We start from the raw sequence: 16361 nt of genomic DNA, 5'->3' as shown, positions 1-16361 counted from the left end.
CGCGGCCCGCCTGCCTTAGCATCTCTGCCCATGTCGTCGCCGCCAGCCGCACCCGCACCTCTGAGTTACCCTGAATCGGCGAACCCCGCACGCCTGATCACACCCGTTCTGCTGGGCTGGCTGATCGGCATCGCGGTGCAAGTGCAGCAGGCCCAGCTGTGGCCCCAGGCCAGTTACGCACTGCTCGCCGCCTCCGGCCTGGCTTTGCTGACTGCGGCCTGGCGCAGCCTGAGACCGATCGCGCGCCTCGGGCCTCCATCGTCGGCCCGGATTCGAACCGACCAGCCCTTCTTCACGACGCTGCTGGCCCTGGTGGCTGCGGTCTTGCTGGCCTATGGCAGCACGGGGTGGCGGGCACTGCATCGGCAAGCCCAAGCCCTGCCCCCCGCACTGGAAGGGCGCGACTTGACGTTGACTGGTCACATCGCCGCCATGCCGCAGCGCACGGACAACGGCACGCGCTTTCTGTTCGAGGTGGAATCGGCCCAGCTCTTCGAGCAGGGTCGCGCGGCGCCCATCCCGAAGACGCTGCAGGTGCCCCAGCAACTCATGCTGACCTGGTACGGCGCCTGGCGTGACGACAACGGCGCCTTGCTCGAACCCTTCATCCAGGCTCCTGACCTGCGTGCGGGCGAGCGCTGGCGCTTCAACACGCGGCTGCGCGCGGTGCATGGTGCGCGCAATCCACACGGCTTCGACTACGAGCTGTGGATGTGGGAACAAGACCTGCACGCCGTTGGCTACGTGAGAACGACGCGCCGCGACCCGGTACCCGCCCTACTGAGCGCAGCGCCCCCCGCGTGGGCCAGCCGGTACCGCGTTGAGCAAGCGCGCCAGGCCGTGCGGGACGCCATCGTTCAGCGCGCGCCAGCCGCCACGCCGGTGATGCCCCTCCGGCCCGCCACCGTCTCCGCCCGGACGCCCGCCGAATTCGAGCCACCCTCGGCGAAGCCGACAGAGATGGCCGCGCCCTCCCCGGTCACCGGCCCCGCGCTGGCCGACCCATCACAAGACCGTGTCGACGCCATGAACCTGCGCAATGCCTATGGCGTGGTCGCGGCGCTGGTCACGGGCGACCAGCAAGCCATCGCACGCGCCGACTGGGACGTGTTTCGCGCGACGGGCGTCGCGCACCTGATGAGCATCTCCGGCCTGCACATCACCCTGTTCGCCTGGCTGGCCGCAGGATTGGTCGGCGCGCTGTGGCGCTACACCCCTGTGCTGGGCACCCGCTTGTGCCTGCGCTGGCCCGCCACCCAGGCCGGCCTGCTGGGCGGCTTACTTTTGGCGACCGCATACGCCGTGTTCAGCGGCTGGGGCGTGCCCGCGCAACGCACGGTGTTGATGCTGGCCGTGGTGACGCTGCTGCGTCTGAGTGGTCGTCGCTGGCCCTGGCCGCTGCTTTGGCTGGCGGCGGCGGCCGTAGTGCTGGCCGTGAGCCCCTGGGCCTGCTTGCAAGCGGGTTTCTGGTTGAGTTTCGTCGCCGTGGGGGTGCTGTTCGCGCAGGGACGAACCGAGGAGGTAACCAAGGCGAGCGCGGAAGCCGTCGATGCCTCAAACCACCGCGCGCTCGCACGTTGGGGCAGCCGCGTGCTGCGACCCCTGGTGCGCTTGCTGCGCGAGCAAGGCATCGTCACGCTGGCGCTGGCGCCGCTGACCTTGCTGTTTTTTGGACAGATGTCCCTGATCAGCCTGCTGGCGAATTTGGTCGCCATCCCCTGGGTGACACTGGTCGTGACACCGCTGGCGCTGCTGGGCAGCCTGGGCGTGGCGGCCGAACCGCTGGCGGTCTACAGCGCGCCGCTTTGGGACGCGGCGGCCTGGGCGGTGCAATGGCTCAATACCCTGCTCGCGTCCATGGCCGCGCTGCCCCTGGCCACTTACAGCGTGCCGCAAGCCCCGCCGTGGTTGGCCTGGGTCGGCGTGGTGGGCGGGCTGCTGCTGGTGCTGCGCTTGCCCTGGAGCCTGCGCCTGGCAGGCCTGCCCTTGCTGCTGCCCGTGTTGCTGTGGCAACCGCCGGTGCCCCCGCAGGGACAATTCGAACTGCTGGCTGCGGACGTGGGGCAAGGCCAGGCCGTGCTGGTGCGCACCGCGCGGCACGCCATCCTCTACGACGCGGGACCGCGCTACACCAATGAAAGCGACGCGGGCGAGCGCGTGCTCGTGCCCCTGCTGCGCGCGCTCGGGGTGCGACTCGACGCCTTGCTGCTGAGCCACCGCGACACCGACCACGCGGGCGGCGCCGCGGCGATCTTGAGCGCTCACCCCCGAGCGGTGTTGCTGAGCTCGCTGGACCTCTCGCACGAATTGCGCACGGGACGCCAGGCCGTGCGCTGCGAAGCCGGGCAATCGTGGGAGTGGGACGGCGTGCGGTTCGACATCCTGCACCCGCAAGCCGGAGATTACGGGCTGATCGCCGGACGCACGCCACGCGCCAACACCGTGTCGTGCGTGCTGCGCGTGCGCGCCGCCGCGCCCGAGGGCGCACGGCCTCGCACGGCCCTGCTCGTCGGTGACATCGAAAAAATGCAGGAAGCGCGCCTCGCGGCCCAGGCGACACAAGAACCGGGCTGGCTGGCGGCGGATCTGCTGCTGGTGCCCCACCATGGCAGCAAGACTTCCAGCTCGGAAGTCTTCCTCGACGCGGTAACTCCGCGCATCGCCCTGGTCCAGGCCGGTTACCGCAACCGCTACGGCCACCCTGCGCCGGAGGTGATCGCCCGCTACAGCGCGCGAGGCATCACGGTGCACGACAGCCCACGCTGTGGCGCCGCGACCTGGCGCTCCGCGCAACCCGAGTCACTGCGCTGTGAACGGGTGGCCGACCCGCGCTACTGGCAGCACCGCCCCTGAAAGAAGCTTGCGCCAGATCAAAGAGACAAGCCGAAAACGCGCCAAGGATGTCGCCAAACCGGCCCATGCGATCCACAATGGCCGGGTCGCTTTACCGACTCACACGAAAGGAGCTCTCATGTACCAGCGCATCCTCGTTGCCACCGATGGCAGCACCCTGTCGAAAAAAGCCGTGAGCCACGCCATCGCGCTGGCCAAACTCAGCGGCGCCGAACTCGTCGCGCTCAAGGTCGTGCCACGCTACCCGCAGTCGTATTACGAAGGGGGCCTGATGCTTCCCACCAGCGACATCGCCAAGATCGAGAAGCAATGGACCACGCAAGCACAGGCCGTGGTGGATGCCGTGGTGAAAACGGCCAGCGCCAAGGGAGTGCAAGCCAAGGGGCAGGTCGTGAAGGCCGAGTTGGTGAGCGAGGCCATCATCGCCACCGCGAAGAAACAAAAAATCAGCCTCATCGTGATGGCCTCTCACGGCCGCAAGGGCCTCAAGCGGCTGCTGCTGGGCAGCGAAACCCAGCAGGTGCTAACGCACTCGACCGTGCCGGTACTGGTGCTGCGCTGACACGGAACCTGAGCGCGCCATCGGCAGGATGCGCGCGCTCCTCGTCGCGAGGACTAGGCGAACAAGCCCTTGTGGTGCTCCCGCAGCACATTTTTCTGCACCTTGCCCATGGCGTTGCGCGGCAGCTCGGCCACGATGAAGCAGCGCTTGGGTATCTTGTAGCCCGCCAGCTTGGTCTTGAGGGTCGCGATCAGGTCCTCGGCGGATAGTGTCGCGCCTGGCTTGGCCGTCACCACGGCCACGCCAACCTCCCCGAAATCCGGGTGAGGCACGCCCACGACGGCGCTTTCCATCACACCGGGCAGGTCGTTCAGATAACTCTCGACCTCGGCGGGATAGACGTTGTAGCCCCCGCTGATGATCAAGTCCTTGGCCCGGCCCACGATGGTGACGTAGCCCCGCTCATCCACCTTGCCGACGTCGCCGGTCTTGAACCACGGCTTGCCCTGCGCATCCCGCGTGAACTCCTCCGCGGTTTTCTCGGGCATGCGCCAATAGCCTTGGAACACCCCCGGACCGCGCACCTGGATGCCGCCGATTTCTCCGGTCGGCAGCGCCGCGCCATCGTCACCAGAAACACGCAACTCCACGCCGGGCAGAGGGAAACCAACGGTGCCTCCACGCCGTTCGCTCTGGTTTTGATAGCGCGTATCGGGTGCGTAGGGGTTGGAAGTCAGCATCACGGTCTCGCTCATGCCGTAACGCTCCAGGATGGTGTGGCCCGTGCGCTCCTGCCATTCGTTGAAGGTTTCGATCAGCAAGGGAGCGGACCCGCTGACGAACAAACGCATGTTGCGCGCCGCCTCGCGGGTCAAGGACGGCTCGGCCAGCATGCGCACGTAAAGCGTGGGCACGCCCATGAACACCGTCGCCTCGGGCAAGCGGGCGATGATCTTTTTCGGATCGAAACGGCTGTACCAGAGCATCTTGCTGCCATTGAGCAGCGCGCCGTGCACGGCCACGAACAGGCCATGCACATGGAAGATGGGCAGTGTGTGGATCAGCACGTCGCCCCGGCCATCAGGCCCCCCAGTGGACCGCCAGCCCCAGTACTCCTTCAGCACGCGGGCGTTGGACAGCAGGTTACCGTGCGTGAGCATGGCGCCCTTGCTGCGGCCCGTGGTGCCGCTGGTGTAGAGGATCGCGGCCAGGTCGTCGGACGCGCGCACCACGGGTTGATGCCGATCGCTGTGGTGCACGGCGCGTTCGAGCAAAGAACCGCTGCGGTCATCGCCCAGGGTGTAGACGTGGGCGACGCCAGCCTGGAAAGCCAGCTTGCTGACCCAGCCGAAATTGGCAGGCGTGCAAACGACCACGGCGGGTTCGGCGTTGCCAATGAAGTAGGCCATCTCGCCGCTCTGGTAGGCGGTATTCAGCGGGAGATAGACATGCCCCGCGCGCAAGGTGGCCAAATAGAGCGCGAGGGCCTCGACGGATTTTTCGACCTGCACCGCGATGCGCGAGCCCGCCGGCAGTTCCAGCGAAGCCAGCAGATTGGCCAGCATGGCGCTGGCGCGGTCCAGGTCACGCCAGGAATAGACCAGCGCCTGACCCGACGCGCCACCGTCGGTTTCGATGGCGGGGCTGTCCAGGTCGGCGGGAAATGCGGCGCGCAATGCGGTGTAGAGGTTGTGGTCGAGGCTCATGGTGGAGTTCGGGTGCTAGGGTCGTGGATCAAAAATCGGGTTTGCGTTTCTCGTTGAAAGCAGCGATGCCTTCGCGGTGCTCGGCACCAGGGGCGTAAGCATAGGCACCAGGCACCAAGGCATCGGCCTCTTGACCCTGTGCGAGCGCGCGCAGGGTCTGCTTGTTCCAGCGGGCCGCCCGAGGCGCCAAGCTGGCGATGCGCAAGGCACTGTGCAGGGCATGGTCCGCCACGTCGGCGTCCGCCAGGACACGCTGCAGGAAACCTCGCGACTTCATCTCGGCGGCGTCGAGGACCGCTGCCTCGAGCAGCATCTCGCGTGCGGTGGCCTGTCCGGCGACTCGCGCCACGAGCGCCGCCTCGCGCGGCGCCATGGGGAAGCCCAGCTTGGCGATGGGCGCGCCGAAGCGGGCGGCGACGCCCGCGACGCGGATGTCGCAGGCGCTCGCGATTTCGACGCCAGCGCCCATGCAGTTGCCTTCGATCTGGGCGATCACGGGCAGGTCGCAGTCCAGGACAGCTTGCAAGCCGCCCCAGACCTCCTCTTCGTGGAAGGCCGCCAGGCTGGCCTCGTCGAAGCGGAATCCCGGGTACTCGGAAATGTCACCGCCCGCGCAGAAATGACCACCCTCGCCCCGCAGCACCACGCAGCGTGACGCGGTTTCCAAGGCCTCGGCCTGCAACCCCATGAAAACCGCGCGCAGTTCACGCCACATCGCGCGCGACATGGCGTTGAACTTGCCGGGATGGTCCAGCGTGACCAAGGCGATCTTGCCCTGGCGCGTCAGGCGAACACGTCCACTCATCAGTCGAGCTTGGCCCCCGAGAGCTTGACCACTTGGGCCCAGCGCTTGACTTCGGCGCTCACGAACTGGCCGAACTGGCGCTGAGTGAATGGACTGAACTCCGCGCCTTGCTTGGCCCAGACCGCCTGTGCATCAGGCGTGGCCCCAGCCGCGCGGATGGCTTCCACCGCGCGGGTCTGGGCCGCGGCGGGCGTGCCCTTGGGCGCCCAGATGCCGTACCAGGTCTGCACCGTGTAGTCCGGCAGACCGACCTCGGCCGCGCAAGGCACGTCGGGGAAGGCCGCGTTGCGCTTGGCCCCAGCGACCATCAGCGCTTTGACCCGCCCGCTCTGGATATGGGTGGCCGACGAACCCAGGCCATCGAACATCATGTCCACATTGCCGGCGATCAGGTCCTGCAAGGCCGGGCCGGAGCCGCGATAGGGAATGTGCGTGATGGCGGCGCCCGTCTGCTGCTTGAACAGTTCACCCGCCAAGTGGTGCGAGGTACCGCCACCGGCCGAGGCGTAATTCAGCTTGTCGGGGTTCTTGAGCACCCGCGCGAGGAAAGACTTGAAGTCGTTCTCGGGCACTTTCTGCGGGTTCACCACGAGCACTTGCGGGACTGTGGCCACGAGAACGAGCGGCACGAAGTCCTTCTCGATGTCGTAGTCCAGCTTGGGATACATGGCCGGCGCGATGGCGTGGTGCACCGCGCCCATGAACAGGGTGTAACCATCCGCAGCCGCCTTGGCCGCGATGCTGGCGCCCAAGGTGCCGCCGGCGCCGCCCCGGTTGTCGATCACGAGTTGTTGGCCCGTGACTTTGCTGAAGGCCGCCGACAGCGGCCGGGCGAAGGCATCGGTACCGCCGCCCGCGGGAAATGGCACGACCATGGTGACGGGCTTGGTCGGCCAGTCCTTCGACTGGGCATGACCCAGCAGCGGGCCAGCGGCCAGACCCGCTGCGGCGTAACGCAGCACGCTGCGTCGGTTCAAACCCCGAAGGGTGGTGTCGATCATGTTTGTCTCCTCTTGTTGAAATGAAGATCCACGCGGTGGATCACTGCATCCGGAACTGCAGTTCTTCGATGACCCCGGCCACGGCGATCTTGCCCTCGGCGAGCTGGGATCGGTTTTTGTCCAATCGCTTGAGATCGTACAAATAGTTCACCATCAGGCCGTAGGACTGCTGCAAGCCCTTTGCCGAGGGATCACCCAGCCAGTTGAGCCGCTCGACGCGCGCGCCATTGCCCAGGTGAAAGCGCGCCACGGGGTCCGCGGGCTTGCCGTCGCCGAGTTCGCGCCCCAGGTAGTGCGCGGCACATTGCAGCAACCAACGCCGCAAGGGTGAGCGCGCATCCAACGACGTCACGTGATCCAGTGCCCGCAACACATGGGCAGCGGTGGGCGGCTCGAACCCGGCCGCGCGGCCCAGCTCACCCTGTTCCTTCTCGGGCGTGAGCGCCAGCATGCGCTGGGCGTTCTGGTTCAGCCACTTGCGCAGACCGGGGATGGGCGAGAGGGTGGAGAAATGCTTGAGGCGCGGAAACTCGGCGCTCAAGGTCTCGACCACCCGCTTGATCAGCGAGTCGCCAAAGCTCACGCCGCGCAGCCCATTCTGCGTGTTGCTGATGGAATAGAAGATGGCCCAGGTCGCCTTGTCCAGATCGGCCGCGGCGGCCTTCTCGTCCAGCAGCGGCGTGATGCTGTCGGCCATGTGGTCGATCAGCGCGACCTCCACGAAGATCAGTGGCTCGTCGGGCAGGCGCGGGTGGAAGAACCCATAGCAGCGGCGGTCGGAATCCAGCCGGTTCTTCACGTCGTCCCAGCTGCGGATGTCGTGCACGGCCTCGTACTTGATCAGCTTTTCCACCAAAGAGGCCGGCGAGTCCCAGCTGATGCGACGCAGCTCCAGAAAGCCCACGTCGAACCAGGTGGAGAACATGTACTCCATCTCCACGTCCAGCGCCTGCAGGCGCTTGTCCTGCTTGAGCGCGGGCTGCATCTCGGCGCGCAGGTCCACCAGGAAGCGGATGCCCTCGGGCAGCACGCTGAAGCGCTGCAGCAGGCGGCGTCTGGGCGACACCGTGGCACGACGGTACTGCACCTCGGCGGCCGCCTCGTCGGGCGTGCCCACGGCGGCGGCGAACTTGGCCTGGGCGGAACGGACTTTCTCGGGGTCGGCCGTGAACATCTCGCTCATCAACAGCCACATGTCGCGGCGCCTCCCGAGCGTCGCTCGCGTGTAGCGTTGAATCAGCACCTGCGCACGGCGCCCGCCCTCCACCTCGCTGATCTGCGGATCGATGATGGCCTTCAACTCGTCCAACGTGCGGCGCAGCATGCGCGGCGACATCGCTTCGGCCTTGTGGCGCAGATTGGCGGTCAAACGCTCGCGGGTCGGTCGTTCGGCTTGCGCGGAATCGGGCGGGGCGATGGCGATTGTCCCAGCGCGGGGCGCCGCGGATCGCCCCGACGCCATCCCCTGACGCGTCACCGGCAACAGGCGTGTGACGTGGCGGCTGATCCAACTGGCGGCGTTCATGCCAATCTCCGGTTCTGTTGACGGGCGAGCTCGCGCAGCGCTTCGCGCTGGCGCGTGAGGTGAGTTCGCATGGCCGCCTCGGCCCCTTCGGCATCACGCGCTTTGAGGGCGGCGAATACGGCCAGATGCTCGCTCAGACTCTGGGTCAAACGGCCCGGAGCATGCAACTGTTGCAGGCGAGCGAGCTTGAGGATCTTGCGCAGATCGCCGATGACTTGCGCCAGCCAGCGGTTGTCGGCCAAGGTGATGATGGCCTCATGGATGGCGAAATTGATGTCGTAATAGTCCACGATGCGCTTGCCGCGCGCGGCCTTCTGCAGTTGCTCGTGCAGAGTCTCCAGCGCCGCCAGATCAGCGTCGCTGGCGCGCAAGGCGGCTTCGTGGGCACAACGCCCTTCCAGCAAGGCGATGACGGGGAAGATTTCGTCCAAGTCACGCTCGGTGACTTCGTTGACGAAACAACCCCGGCGCGGCTCATGCCGGACCAAGCCTTCGGCGGTCAGGACCTTGAGCGCCTCGCGCAGCGGCGTGCGCGAAATCTCCAGCCGCTCGCACAACGCCACTTCGTCCACAAAGCTGCCGGGCGCCAGAGAGCCAGCAAAGATTTCCTGCCGCAGCGTGTCTGCGACCTGAACATGCAATGAGTTGTGGACGAGGCGCATGACCAAGGGCGTGGGGTTTCGCGAGATTCTCCGTAATTATGCGTAATTATGGAGTCGGTGCGAACCCTGCCCCCCCAAACACCGAGGTCACCGACATCGCGGTGACCCCAGGCGCGTCAAGGCCGTTGCGGCTGGCGCCCCGCCCAGACCCACAAGGCCGCACCCCCGGCAATCATGGGCAGGCACAGCCATTGACCCATGCTCATGCCCAGGGCCAGGAGGCCCAGGAAGTCGTCCGGCTCACGGAAATACTCGGCGACGAAGCGCAGCACGCCGTATCCGAACAGAAAGGCGCCGCTCACCTGCCCCATCTTGCGCGGACCGCGTGCGTACAACCAGAGCAGCACGAACAGCAGCAAGCCCTCCAACAGGAACTGGTAGAGCTGCGAGGGATGGCGCGGCAGCAAGGAGCCACTTTGCGGAAACGCCATGGCCCAGGGCAGATCAGCGGAGGCGGCGCGCCCCCACAACTCCCCATTGATGAAATTGCCCAGTCGCCCCGCCGCCAAGCCCGTCGGCACGCAAGGGGCGATCAGGTCCATGACCTGCAACCAGGGCCGCTGGCGCGAGCGCGCGAACCAGACCATGGCCAGCAGCACGCCAATCAAGCCCCCATGGAAGCTCATGCCACCTTGCCAAACAGCGAAGATTTCCAGCGGATGCGACAGGTAGTAGGCAGGCTTGTAGAACAAGCAATAACCGATCCGCCCGCCCAAGATGACGCCCAGCACGCCATAAAAAAGAATGTCTTCGACATCGCGGGGCGCCCAGAGGTTCGGTCCTTTCTTGGCAGCAGCCTTGCCGCTGGTGGCCGCATAGGCGGGATGCCGCAGTCGCAAACGCGCCAGCGCGTAGAAGAGGCCAAAAGCCACCAGGTACATGAGGCCGTACCAATGCACGGCCAGCGGGCCGATTTGTACGGCAATGGGATCGATTTGGGGTGCGAGCAACATGGCCGGTATTGTCGGTGCATTTGCGTGGCCCGCCCCTCCTCCACGATCTTGCGCCCGCCGGGGTCGGGGAAATGGGCTCGCGACATGAGAGGCAGTTAACATCCGGGCCTTCTTGCCGCCAGGAATCTCCTTCCCATGTTCGTCCTCGACTTCGCCCACAAGGTCGTGAAACTGCTGCACAGCGAGGAGCGGCCGATGCAGATCGGCCTCGGTTTCGCCCTGGGCAGCGTGATCGCGCTCACGCCCTTGAGCAGCCCGCACAACCTGCTCGTGCTCTTGTTGCTCTGCATCATCAACGTGAGTTTCTCAGCCGGCCTGCTCGGCATGGTGCTCATGTCCCCACTGGCTTATGCCTTGGACGGGATGTTTGATCGCCTGGGCCATCTGCTGTTGGTGGACCTGGACGGCTTGACGGCTTTCTGGACTGCCCTCTTCAACGCCCCCTTCATGGTGTTCACGCGGCTCAATAACACCGTGGTGCTGGGCTCACTGGTCGCCTCGCTGCTGCTGCTCGTCCCGATTGCCTGGCTTGTCGCGCTCGCGGTGCGGCGCTATCGCGACTCGTGGCGAGCCGTCATCCTGCGCTCACGCTTCTACCGCTGGTTTTCCATGTCACGGTTCTTTGTATGGGGCTCAAAAGCCTACAACTTCCTGTACGGAGGTGGCCGATGAGCGCCGTTGACTCCAATACCTCGAGCGAGATCGTCGCAGCGAAAAAGGTGCGGTTTTTCCGCTTTTCGGCGCTGATTCCTTTCGCCCTGATCACGGCGTTGCTGGTCGGCGGCTATCTGCTCTTCTTTGACCGCCTCGTCAAGCGCGGCCTGGAAGCCTCTTTCACGGCCATCAATGGGGCCAAGGTGGAGATCGGCAGTTTTGATTTCAGCCTGCTCGATACCTCGGTCAAGACGCGCGGCATTCAATGGACAAACGCCGACGCGCCAACGAAGAACCTCTTCGAGATTGGAGCCACGGAGTTCACGCTACAGCCCAATCCCCTGTCGGTGGGCAAGTTCGTGGTCACGCGCATGTCGGTCTCAGACCTGCGCCTAGGCACCGACCGCGCGCAATCCGGCGCCTTGCCTGCGAAGGAACCCAAGGCCTCCGACACCGCGCCTGCCTCGGGCGGCACGCTGGAATCCATTGAAGCCTATGCCAAGGGCATCGACTACCAAGCCATCGCCAGCAAGATTGGCCAGCCTGAGGACATTCCCGCCGTGCGCATGGGCAAGGAACTGGAAGCCAAGGTCCAGGCGCGCTCAGACCTCTGGAAGCAACGCTTGCCGACGGTGACGAATTTGAGCGATTTGCAAGGGACTTCGGACGAAATCCAAGCCATCGCGCGCCGCAAATACAAGTTGCCAGACGACTTGGCTCAACTGCGCAAGGACTTGGACACCCTGAAGAATGCTCGGCAACAGGTGCAAGCCAAGCAAGACGTCTTGAAGCAAGCCCGCCAAGACCTGCAGACCGACCTAACGGAACTGCGCACGGCTTACGCACAGGTCAACGAACTGCGCGAGGCCAAGCTGAAGGACCTCCTGATCGATCCGCAAGGTGACCTTTTCAGCGCCAGCAATTTGTTGTCCGCGCTGCTCGGCGATTCTCTGGTGGACAGCGCGCGGCAGTACCTGGGCTATTACGAGAAGTTCAAGGGCTACTTGCCCGAACAGAAGCAGGCCGCCGACGTGAAGGTCGTGCAGCGCGAACGCGCGCATGGCACCACGGTGGATTTCGTGCGCGCGGGCACCTTGCCCACGGTCTACATCGGTCAAATTGACCTGTCGGGAACGTCCGGATCGTCCTCGCTGTCGGGCACCGTGCTCAACGCAAGCTCCGATCTGTCCTACAAACCTCTGTTGATCAACGTGGACTTCCGCGACGCACAAGGCAAGGCGGACGTCGGTACGCTCCGCGGCTCCATGTCGGGCAGCAAGGAAGGGTTGAACTCCAACATCCAACTGACCCTGCGTCAGTCTCCTCTGCAAGGTCTGTCCAAGGGGGTGAGCAACCAGTACCTGGCGGGCCTGGACGGCAAGGCCGATATCCGCGCCACGCTGACCGACACGCCTCAAGCCCTGGCGCTGGCGCTGCGCATCGAAGGCCGCAACGTGGGTCTGAGGCTGAAGCCCGGCAGCGTCGGCAAGGACATGGAAGGCATGCTGAGCGCGGTGTTGACCCAGATTGACTTGCTGACCGTCGACCTGGACTACGTCCAGGAAAAAGGCCCGCAAGGCGCGCGCACCTCCACCCGCTTGCGCAGCAATCTGGAGCCCCTACTGAACGCGCGACTGCGCGCCTACGTGGCCAGCCAGGTCGCGAAGTTCAACGGCGAACTGCGTGCCCGCTTCAACGCCGAAGTGGACCAGGCCCTTGCGCCGCTGAAACAGCAACTCGATGGTTTTGACCAATCCGGCACCTTGTCCGCCGCGCTGGGCGACGCCGACAAGTTGGACGCGGCGCGTGCCAAGCTGGAAGCCGAACTGAATCAGAAACTCAAAGCCGAGGAAAACCGGTTCAAGTCCAAGGCCAAGGACAAGCTCAAGAGCCTGCTTTGAGCGCAGGCCCTCGGGTGTCCTTGGGTTTCAGTCGCCCAGCAAGGACAGGTCGCGAATCGCGCCTTTGTCCGCCGACATGGCCAGCAAGGCATAGGCCTTGAGCGCGGCCGAGACCTTGCGCGGGCGCGGCTGGGCGGGTTTCCAACCCTTCTGGTCCTGCTCGGCGCGGCGCTTGGCCAGTTCCTCGTCGCTGACCAGCACGTTGATGCCGCGATTGGGGATGTCGATGCGGATGCGGTCACCGTTCTTCACCAGGCCGATCGCGCCGCCCGCCGCCGCCTCGGGCGAGCAATGGCCGATGGACAGACCCGAGGTGCCGCCCGAGAAACGCCCATCGGTCAGCAAGGCGCAGGCCTTGCCCAGGCCCTTGGACTTGATGTAGCTCGTAGGGTAGAGCATTTCCTGCATGCCGGGTCCGCCCTTGGGACCTTCGTAGCGCACGACCACGACGTCACCCGCCTTCACCTGGTCGCCCAGGATGTGTTCCACGGCTTCGTCCTGGGACTCGACCACGTGGGCCGGGCCTTCAAAGACCAGGAGACTGTCATCGACACCGGCCGTCTTCACCACGCAGCCGTTCTGGGCAATGTTGCCGAACAACACCGCGAGGCCACCCTCCTTCGAGAACGCATGGTCGTAAGCGCGTATGCACCCCTGAGCGCGGTCGGTGTCCAGGCTGGGCCAGCGCGTGGACTGGCTGAAGGCCACCTGGGTCGGGATGCCCGCGGGGCCAGCCATGTAGAAGGTCTTCACGGCTTCGGAGGGCTTGCGCATGATGTCCCACTCATCGAGCGCGTGCTTGAGGGTCTTGCTGTGCACGGTGGGCACGTCGGTGTGCAGCTTGCCCGCGCGGTCCAGTTCGCCCAGGATGGCCATGATGCCGCCCGCACGGTGCACGTCCTCGATGTGGTACTTGTTGGTGTTGGGCGCGACCTTGCAGAGCTGCGGCACGCTGCGCGAGAGTCGATCGATGTCGTCCATCGTGAAATCGATGTTCGCTTCCTGAGCCACGGCCAGCAGATGCAGGATGGTGTTGGTCGAGCCGCCCATGGCGATGTCCAGCGTGATCGCATTCTCGAAGGCCTTGAAACCCACGGAGCGCGGCAGCACGGTGTCGTCATCCTGCTCGTAGTAGCGCTTGCACAGTTCCACCACCAGATGACCCGCGCGCTTGAACAGCTGTTCACGGTCTGAATGGGTCGCCACCACGGTGCCATTGCCAGGCAGCGACAAGCCCAAGGCTTCGGTCAGGCAGTTCATCGAGTTGGCCGTGAACATGCCCGAGCAGGAACCGCAGGTCGGGCAGGCGGAACGCTCCACCTCGGCCAAGTCGGCGTCACTGACCTTGTCGTCGGCCGCCATGACCATGGCGTCGATCAGGTCGAGCTTCTTGATCTGAATGGTTTGCGTGCCGGGCACCGCCAGGCGCACCTTGCCCGCTTCCATCGGCCCACCCGATACGAACACCACGGGAATGTTCAAGCGCATGGCAGCCATCAGCATGCCGGGCGTGATCTTGTCGCAGTTGGAGATGCAGACCATGGCGTCGGCGCAGTGCGCGTTGACCATGTACTCCACCGAGTCCGCGATGATGTCGCGGCTGGGCAAGGAGTACAGCATGCCGTCGTGGCCCATGGCGATGCCATCATCGACCGCGATGGTGTTGAATTCCTTGGCCACGCCGCCCGCGGCCTCGATCTCGCGGGCCACGAGCTGGCCCAGGTCTTTCAGGTGCACATGGCCTGGCACGAACTGCGTGAAGCTGTTGACCACAGCGATGATGGGCTTATTGAAGTCGCCATCTTTCATGCCAGTGGCGCGCCAGAGAGAACGGGCACCAGCCATGTTGCGGCCGGCGGTGGATGTCAGCGAACGGTATACGGGCATACAAACTCTGGAAGGAGGTCAAACAATCAGGGGCAAAGGACCGACCGTGGGGCAAAGTGCGTGCCAGCGGCCGAACCCGAAATTCGTGCTGCCCTGCAGCATCGATTTCAAGGACCCTTTTGACATCGGGCACCTTAGAATTCAGGCGGCCATTATCCTCTCAACCCTGTCCTGACTCTCATGAGGAATTCCATGAAACCCATCCTGCCCGCCCTGTTCATCACCGCCACCCTCGCCACCTTCAGCACGGGTGCCCAAGCCGACATGGCCCTGGCTCAATCCAAGAACTGCATGGCTTGCCACCAGGTGGCCGTGAAAGTGGTCGGTCCCTCCTACAAGGACGTGGCCAAGAAGTACGCCGGCGATAAGAACGCCGCTGCCATGCTGGCCACCAAGATCATGAAGGGTGGCTCCGGTGTCTGGGGTCCGGTGCCCATGCCGGCCAACCCCCAGGTCAGCGAAGCCGAGGCCAAGAAGTTGGCGGCCTGGGTGCTGAGCCAGAAGTAAGCACGACTGGCTCGACCCCCACCGACGCGCCCACCCGGGCGCGTTTTCGTTTCCGCCTCCAAGCGCGGATCGGTTGGAGCGCGGGTCAAGGCTGCACGCGGCAGCCCCGGGCTCTCGAGCCCTAGCCTCCCATCAGGAAACGCGCGGGCCAGATCACGGTCTGGGGAAAGAGCGTCATGATCAGCAGCACGCCGAACTCGGCCCACATGAAGGGCAGAACGCCTTTGAAGATGTCGTCCATCTTCATGCGGCCGACCCCCGCCACGACGTTCAGCACCGTGCCCACCGGCGGCGTGATCAAGCCGATGGAGTTGTTGATGATGAAGAGCACGCCGAAGTAGATGGGATCGATACCCGCCGCTTTGATCACCGGCATCAGCACCGGCGTCATGATGAGGATGGTGGGCGTCATGTCCATCGCCGTGCCCACGGCCATGACCAACACCATGATGGCCAGCAGCAGCAGGGTTGGGTTGTCCATGAAGGGCTTGAGCAAGGTCACCAGCTGCTGGGGGATGTTGGCCACGGTGATCAGCCAGGACGACACCATGGCGGCCGCCACCAGGAACATGACCACGGCCGAGGTTTTGGCCGCGTTGACGAACACCGGCACCAAGGCCTTCAACGACAACTCGCGGTAGATGACGGTGGAGACGAACAGCGCGTACACGGCGGCGACCACGGCGGATTCGGTCGGCGTGAACACGCCCATGCGCAGGCCGACGATGATGATCAGGGGCAACATGAGTGCCCAGACCGCCTGGCGTGCGGCAGTCCAGACCTCACCACGCTCCTTCTTGGGCGGTGGTTGCAGCGTGCTATTGCGGCACATCAGCCACCAAGTGACCGCGAGCCCCAGGCCGATCATGATGCCGGGGAAGATGCCCGCAATGAACAGCTTGCCGATCGACAGGTTGGCGGACACGCCAAAGATCACGAAGCCGATGCTGGGCGGGATGATCGGGCCGATCACGGCCGTGGCAGAAATCAGCCCACCGGCCGATTGCTTGGAGTGGCCAGCGGCTGTCATCATCGGCAGCAGCAAGGCCGTCAAAGCAGCCGCGTCGGCGACGGCCGAACCCGACAGCGAGGACAGCAGGCAACCCGCCAGGATCGTCACATAACCCAGTCCACCGCGCACATGCCCCACCAGGGCCATGGCCAGGTTGACGATCCGCCGCGACAGGCCGCCCGTGTTCATGACTTCACCGGCGAGCATGAAGAAAGGCACGGCCAGCAAGGGGAAGCTGTCGGCGCCGTTGATGAAGTTCTGCGCGAGGATCTGGGCGTCGAACATGTCCAGGTGCAGCATCAGCGCGACACCGCTGGCCAGCAAGGCATACGCGATCGGCATGCCCAGCGCCATGGCGCCGAGCAGGCTACCGAGAAAAATGAAAATCGTCAT

Annotated in this window: 13 protein-coding genes; 5 read left to right on the top strand and 8 right to left on the bottom strand. The window is 65.1% G+C overall.

Translation table 11 applies throughout. The features are described from left to right. The first annotated feature begins 30 nt into the window (after nt 1–30). Together ACLBKS_RS14425 and ACLBKS_RS14420 are read left to right on the top strand one after the other, a co-directional pair. On the top strand, nt 31–2853 hold the full coding sequence (locus ACLBKS_RS14425; RefSeq protein WP_410193500.1) for a DNA internalization-related competence protein ComEC/Rec2: 2823 nt from the start codon (nt 31–33) through the stop codon (nt 2851–2853). A gap of 118 nt (nt 2854–2971) precedes the next feature. Further along, the gene (locus ACLBKS_RS14420; RefSeq protein WP_410193499.1) at nt 2972–3415 is read left to right on the top strand and encodes a universal stress protein; all 444 of its coding nucleotides are present in this window, start codon (nt 2972–2974) and stop codon (nt 3413–3415) included. A gap of 53 nt (nt 3416–3468) precedes the next feature. Here the strand turns inward: ACLBKS_RS14420 and ACLBKS_RS14415 are convergent, their stop codons facing one another. From ACLBKS_RS14415 to lgt, 6 genes are all read right to left on the bottom strand, one after another. Continuing rightward, entirely contained in the window at nt 3469–5061 is a 1593-nt protein-coding gene (locus tag ACLBKS_RS14415; RefSeq protein WP_410193498.1) for a malonate--CoA ligase, read from the bottom strand. 28 nt (nt 5062–5089) lie between these two features. Continuing rightward, on the bottom strand, nt 5090–5866 hold the full coding sequence (locus ACLBKS_RS14410) for an enoyl-CoA hydratase/isomerase family protein (protein WP_410193497.1): 777 nt from the start codon (nt 5864–5866) through the stop codon (nt 5090–5092). Further along, nucleotides 5866–6867: a Bug family tripartite tricarboxylate transporter substrate binding protein gene (locus tag ACLBKS_RS14405; protein WP_410193496.1), complete on the bottom strand. Its 1002-nt coding sequence runs from the start codon at nt 6865–6867 to the stop codon at nt 5866–5868. Before ACLBKS_RS14405 ends, ACLBKS_RS14410 begins: the two co-directional genes overlap by 1 nt. Before the next feature lie 40 nt (nt 6868–6907). Further along, nucleotides 6908–8392 carry a malonyl-CoA decarboxylase gene (locus ACLBKS_RS14400; protein ID WP_410193495.1) on the bottom strand — a complete coding sequence of 495 codons (1485 nt, stop codon included), beginning with the start codon at nt 8390–8392 and terminating at the stop codon, nt 6908–6910. Next, nucleotides 8389–9054, bottom strand: a complete 666-nt coding sequence (locus tag ACLBKS_RS14395; protein WP_410193494.1) for a GntR family transcriptional regulator — start codon at nt 9052–9054, stop codon at nt 8389–8391. Before ACLBKS_RS14395 ends, ACLBKS_RS14400 begins: the two co-directional genes overlap by 4 nt. Nucleotides 9055–9170: 116 nt before the next feature. Continuing rightward, nucleotides 9171–10007 (bottom strand): prolipoprotein diacylglyceryl transferase, encoded by an 837-nt coding sequence (lgt, locus tag ACLBKS_RS14390; RefSeq protein WP_410193493.1) that lies wholly within the window; start codon nt 10005–10007, stop codon nt 9171–9173. Nucleotides 10008–10142: 135 nt separating this feature from the next. On the opposite strand from lgt, the gene ACLBKS_RS14385 reads away from it, so the two are divergent. Further along, nucleotides 10143–10679 (top strand): TIGR03546 family protein, encoded by a 537-nt coding sequence (locus tag ACLBKS_RS14385; RefSeq protein ID WP_410193492.1) that lies wholly within the window; start codon nt 10143–10145, stop codon nt 10677–10679. Then, nucleotides 10676–12562 (top strand): TIGR03545 family protein, encoded by a 1887-nt coding sequence (locus tag ACLBKS_RS14380; RefSeq protein ID WP_410193491.1) that lies wholly within the window; start codon nt 10676–10678, stop codon nt 12560–12562. The genes ACLBKS_RS14385 and ACLBKS_RS14380 overlap by 4 nt, the downstream gene beginning before the upstream one ends. A 27-nt stretch (nt 12563–12589) precedes the next feature. On the opposite strand, the gene ilvD is transcribed toward ACLBKS_RS14380, so the two are convergent. Further along, nucleotides 12590–14449: a dihydroxy-acid dehydratase gene (gene ilvD / locus ACLBKS_RS14375; protein ID WP_410193490.1), complete on the bottom strand. Its 1860-nt coding sequence runs from the start codon at nt 14447–14449 to the stop codon at nt 12590–12592. A 192-nt stretch (nt 14450–14641) separates the two neighbouring features. On the opposite strand from ilvD, the gene ACLBKS_RS14370 reads away from it, so the two are divergent. Next, the gene (locus ACLBKS_RS14370) at nt 14642–14956 is read left to right on the top strand and encodes a c-type cytochrome (protein WP_410193489.1); all 315 of its coding nucleotides are present in this window, start codon (nt 14642–14644) and stop codon (nt 14954–14956) included. Nucleotides 14957–15077: 121 nt separating this feature from the next. Here ACLBKS_RS14370 and ACLBKS_RS14365 read toward each other — a convergent pair whose 3' ends face one another. Beyond that, nucleotides 15078–16361: a TRAP transporter large permease gene (locus ACLBKS_RS14365; RefSeq protein WP_410193488.1), complete on the bottom strand. Its 1284-nt coding sequence runs from the start codon at nt 16359–16361 to the stop codon at nt 15078–15080.

Origin of the sequence: Hylemonella sp. W303a, assembly GCF_046452315.1 — a bacterium.
Taxonomy (GTDB): Bacteria; Pseudomonadota; Gammaproteobacteria; order Burkholderiales; family Burkholderiaceae_C; genus Hylemonella.
This window is presented reverse-complemented; position numbering and strand designations above follow the sequence as displayed.

Excerpts from the sequence above, each read along its gene's own strand:
- ACLBKS_RS14405 (WP_410193496.1), bottom strand. The coding sequence starts at position 6,867 with ATGATCGACACCACCCTTCGGGGTTTGAACCGACGCAGCGTGCTGCGT.
- ACLBKS_RS14410 (WP_410193497.1), bottom strand. The coding sequence starts at position 5,866 with ATGAGTGGACGTGTTCGCCTGACGCGCCAGGGCAAGATCGCCTTGGTC.
- ACLBKS_RS14420 (WP_410193499.1), top strand. The coding sequence starts at position 2,972 with ATGTACCAGCGCATCCTCGTTGCCACCGATGGCAGCACCCTGTCGAAA.
- ACLBKS_RS14370 (WP_410193489.1), top strand. The coding sequence starts at position 14,642 with ATGAAACCCATCCTGCCCGCCCTGTTCATCACCGCCACCCTCGCCACC.
- ACLBKS_RS14385 (WP_410193492.1), top strand. The coding sequence starts at position 10,143 with ATGTTCGTCCTCGACTTCGCCCACAAGGTCGTGAAACTGCTGCACAGC.
- ACLBKS_RS14415 (WP_410193498.1), bottom strand. The coding sequence starts at position 5,061 with ATGAGCCTCGACCACAACCTCTACACCGCATTGCGCGCCGCATTTCCC.
- ACLBKS_RS14425 (WP_410193500.1), top strand. The coding sequence starts at position 31 with ATGTCGTCGCCGCCAGCCGCACCCGCACCTCTGAGTTACCCTGAATCG.
- ACLBKS_RS14400 (WP_410193495.1), bottom strand. The coding sequence starts at position 8,392 with ATGAACGCCGCCAGTTGGATCAGCCGCCACGTCACACGCCTGTTGCCG.
- ACLBKS_RS14395 (WP_410193494.1), bottom strand. The coding sequence starts at position 9,054 with ATGCGCCTCGTCCACAACTCATTGCATGTTCAGGTCGCAGACACGCTG.
- ACLBKS_RS14380 (WP_410193491.1), top strand. The coding sequence starts at position 10,676 with ATGAGCGCCGTTGACTCCAATACCTCGAGCGAGATCGTCGCAGCGAAA.
- ilvD (WP_410193490.1), bottom strand. The coding sequence starts at position 14,449 with ATGCCCGTATACCGTTCGCTGACATCCACCGCCGGCCGCAACATGGCT.
- ACLBKS_RS14365 (WP_410193488.1), bottom strand. The coding sequence starts at position 16,361 with ATGACGATTTTCATTTTTCTCGGTAGCCTGCTCGGCGCCATGGCGCTG.
- lgt (WP_410193493.1), bottom strand. The coding sequence starts at position 10,007 with ATGTTGCTCGCACCCCAAATCGATCCCATTGCCGTACAAATCGGCCCG.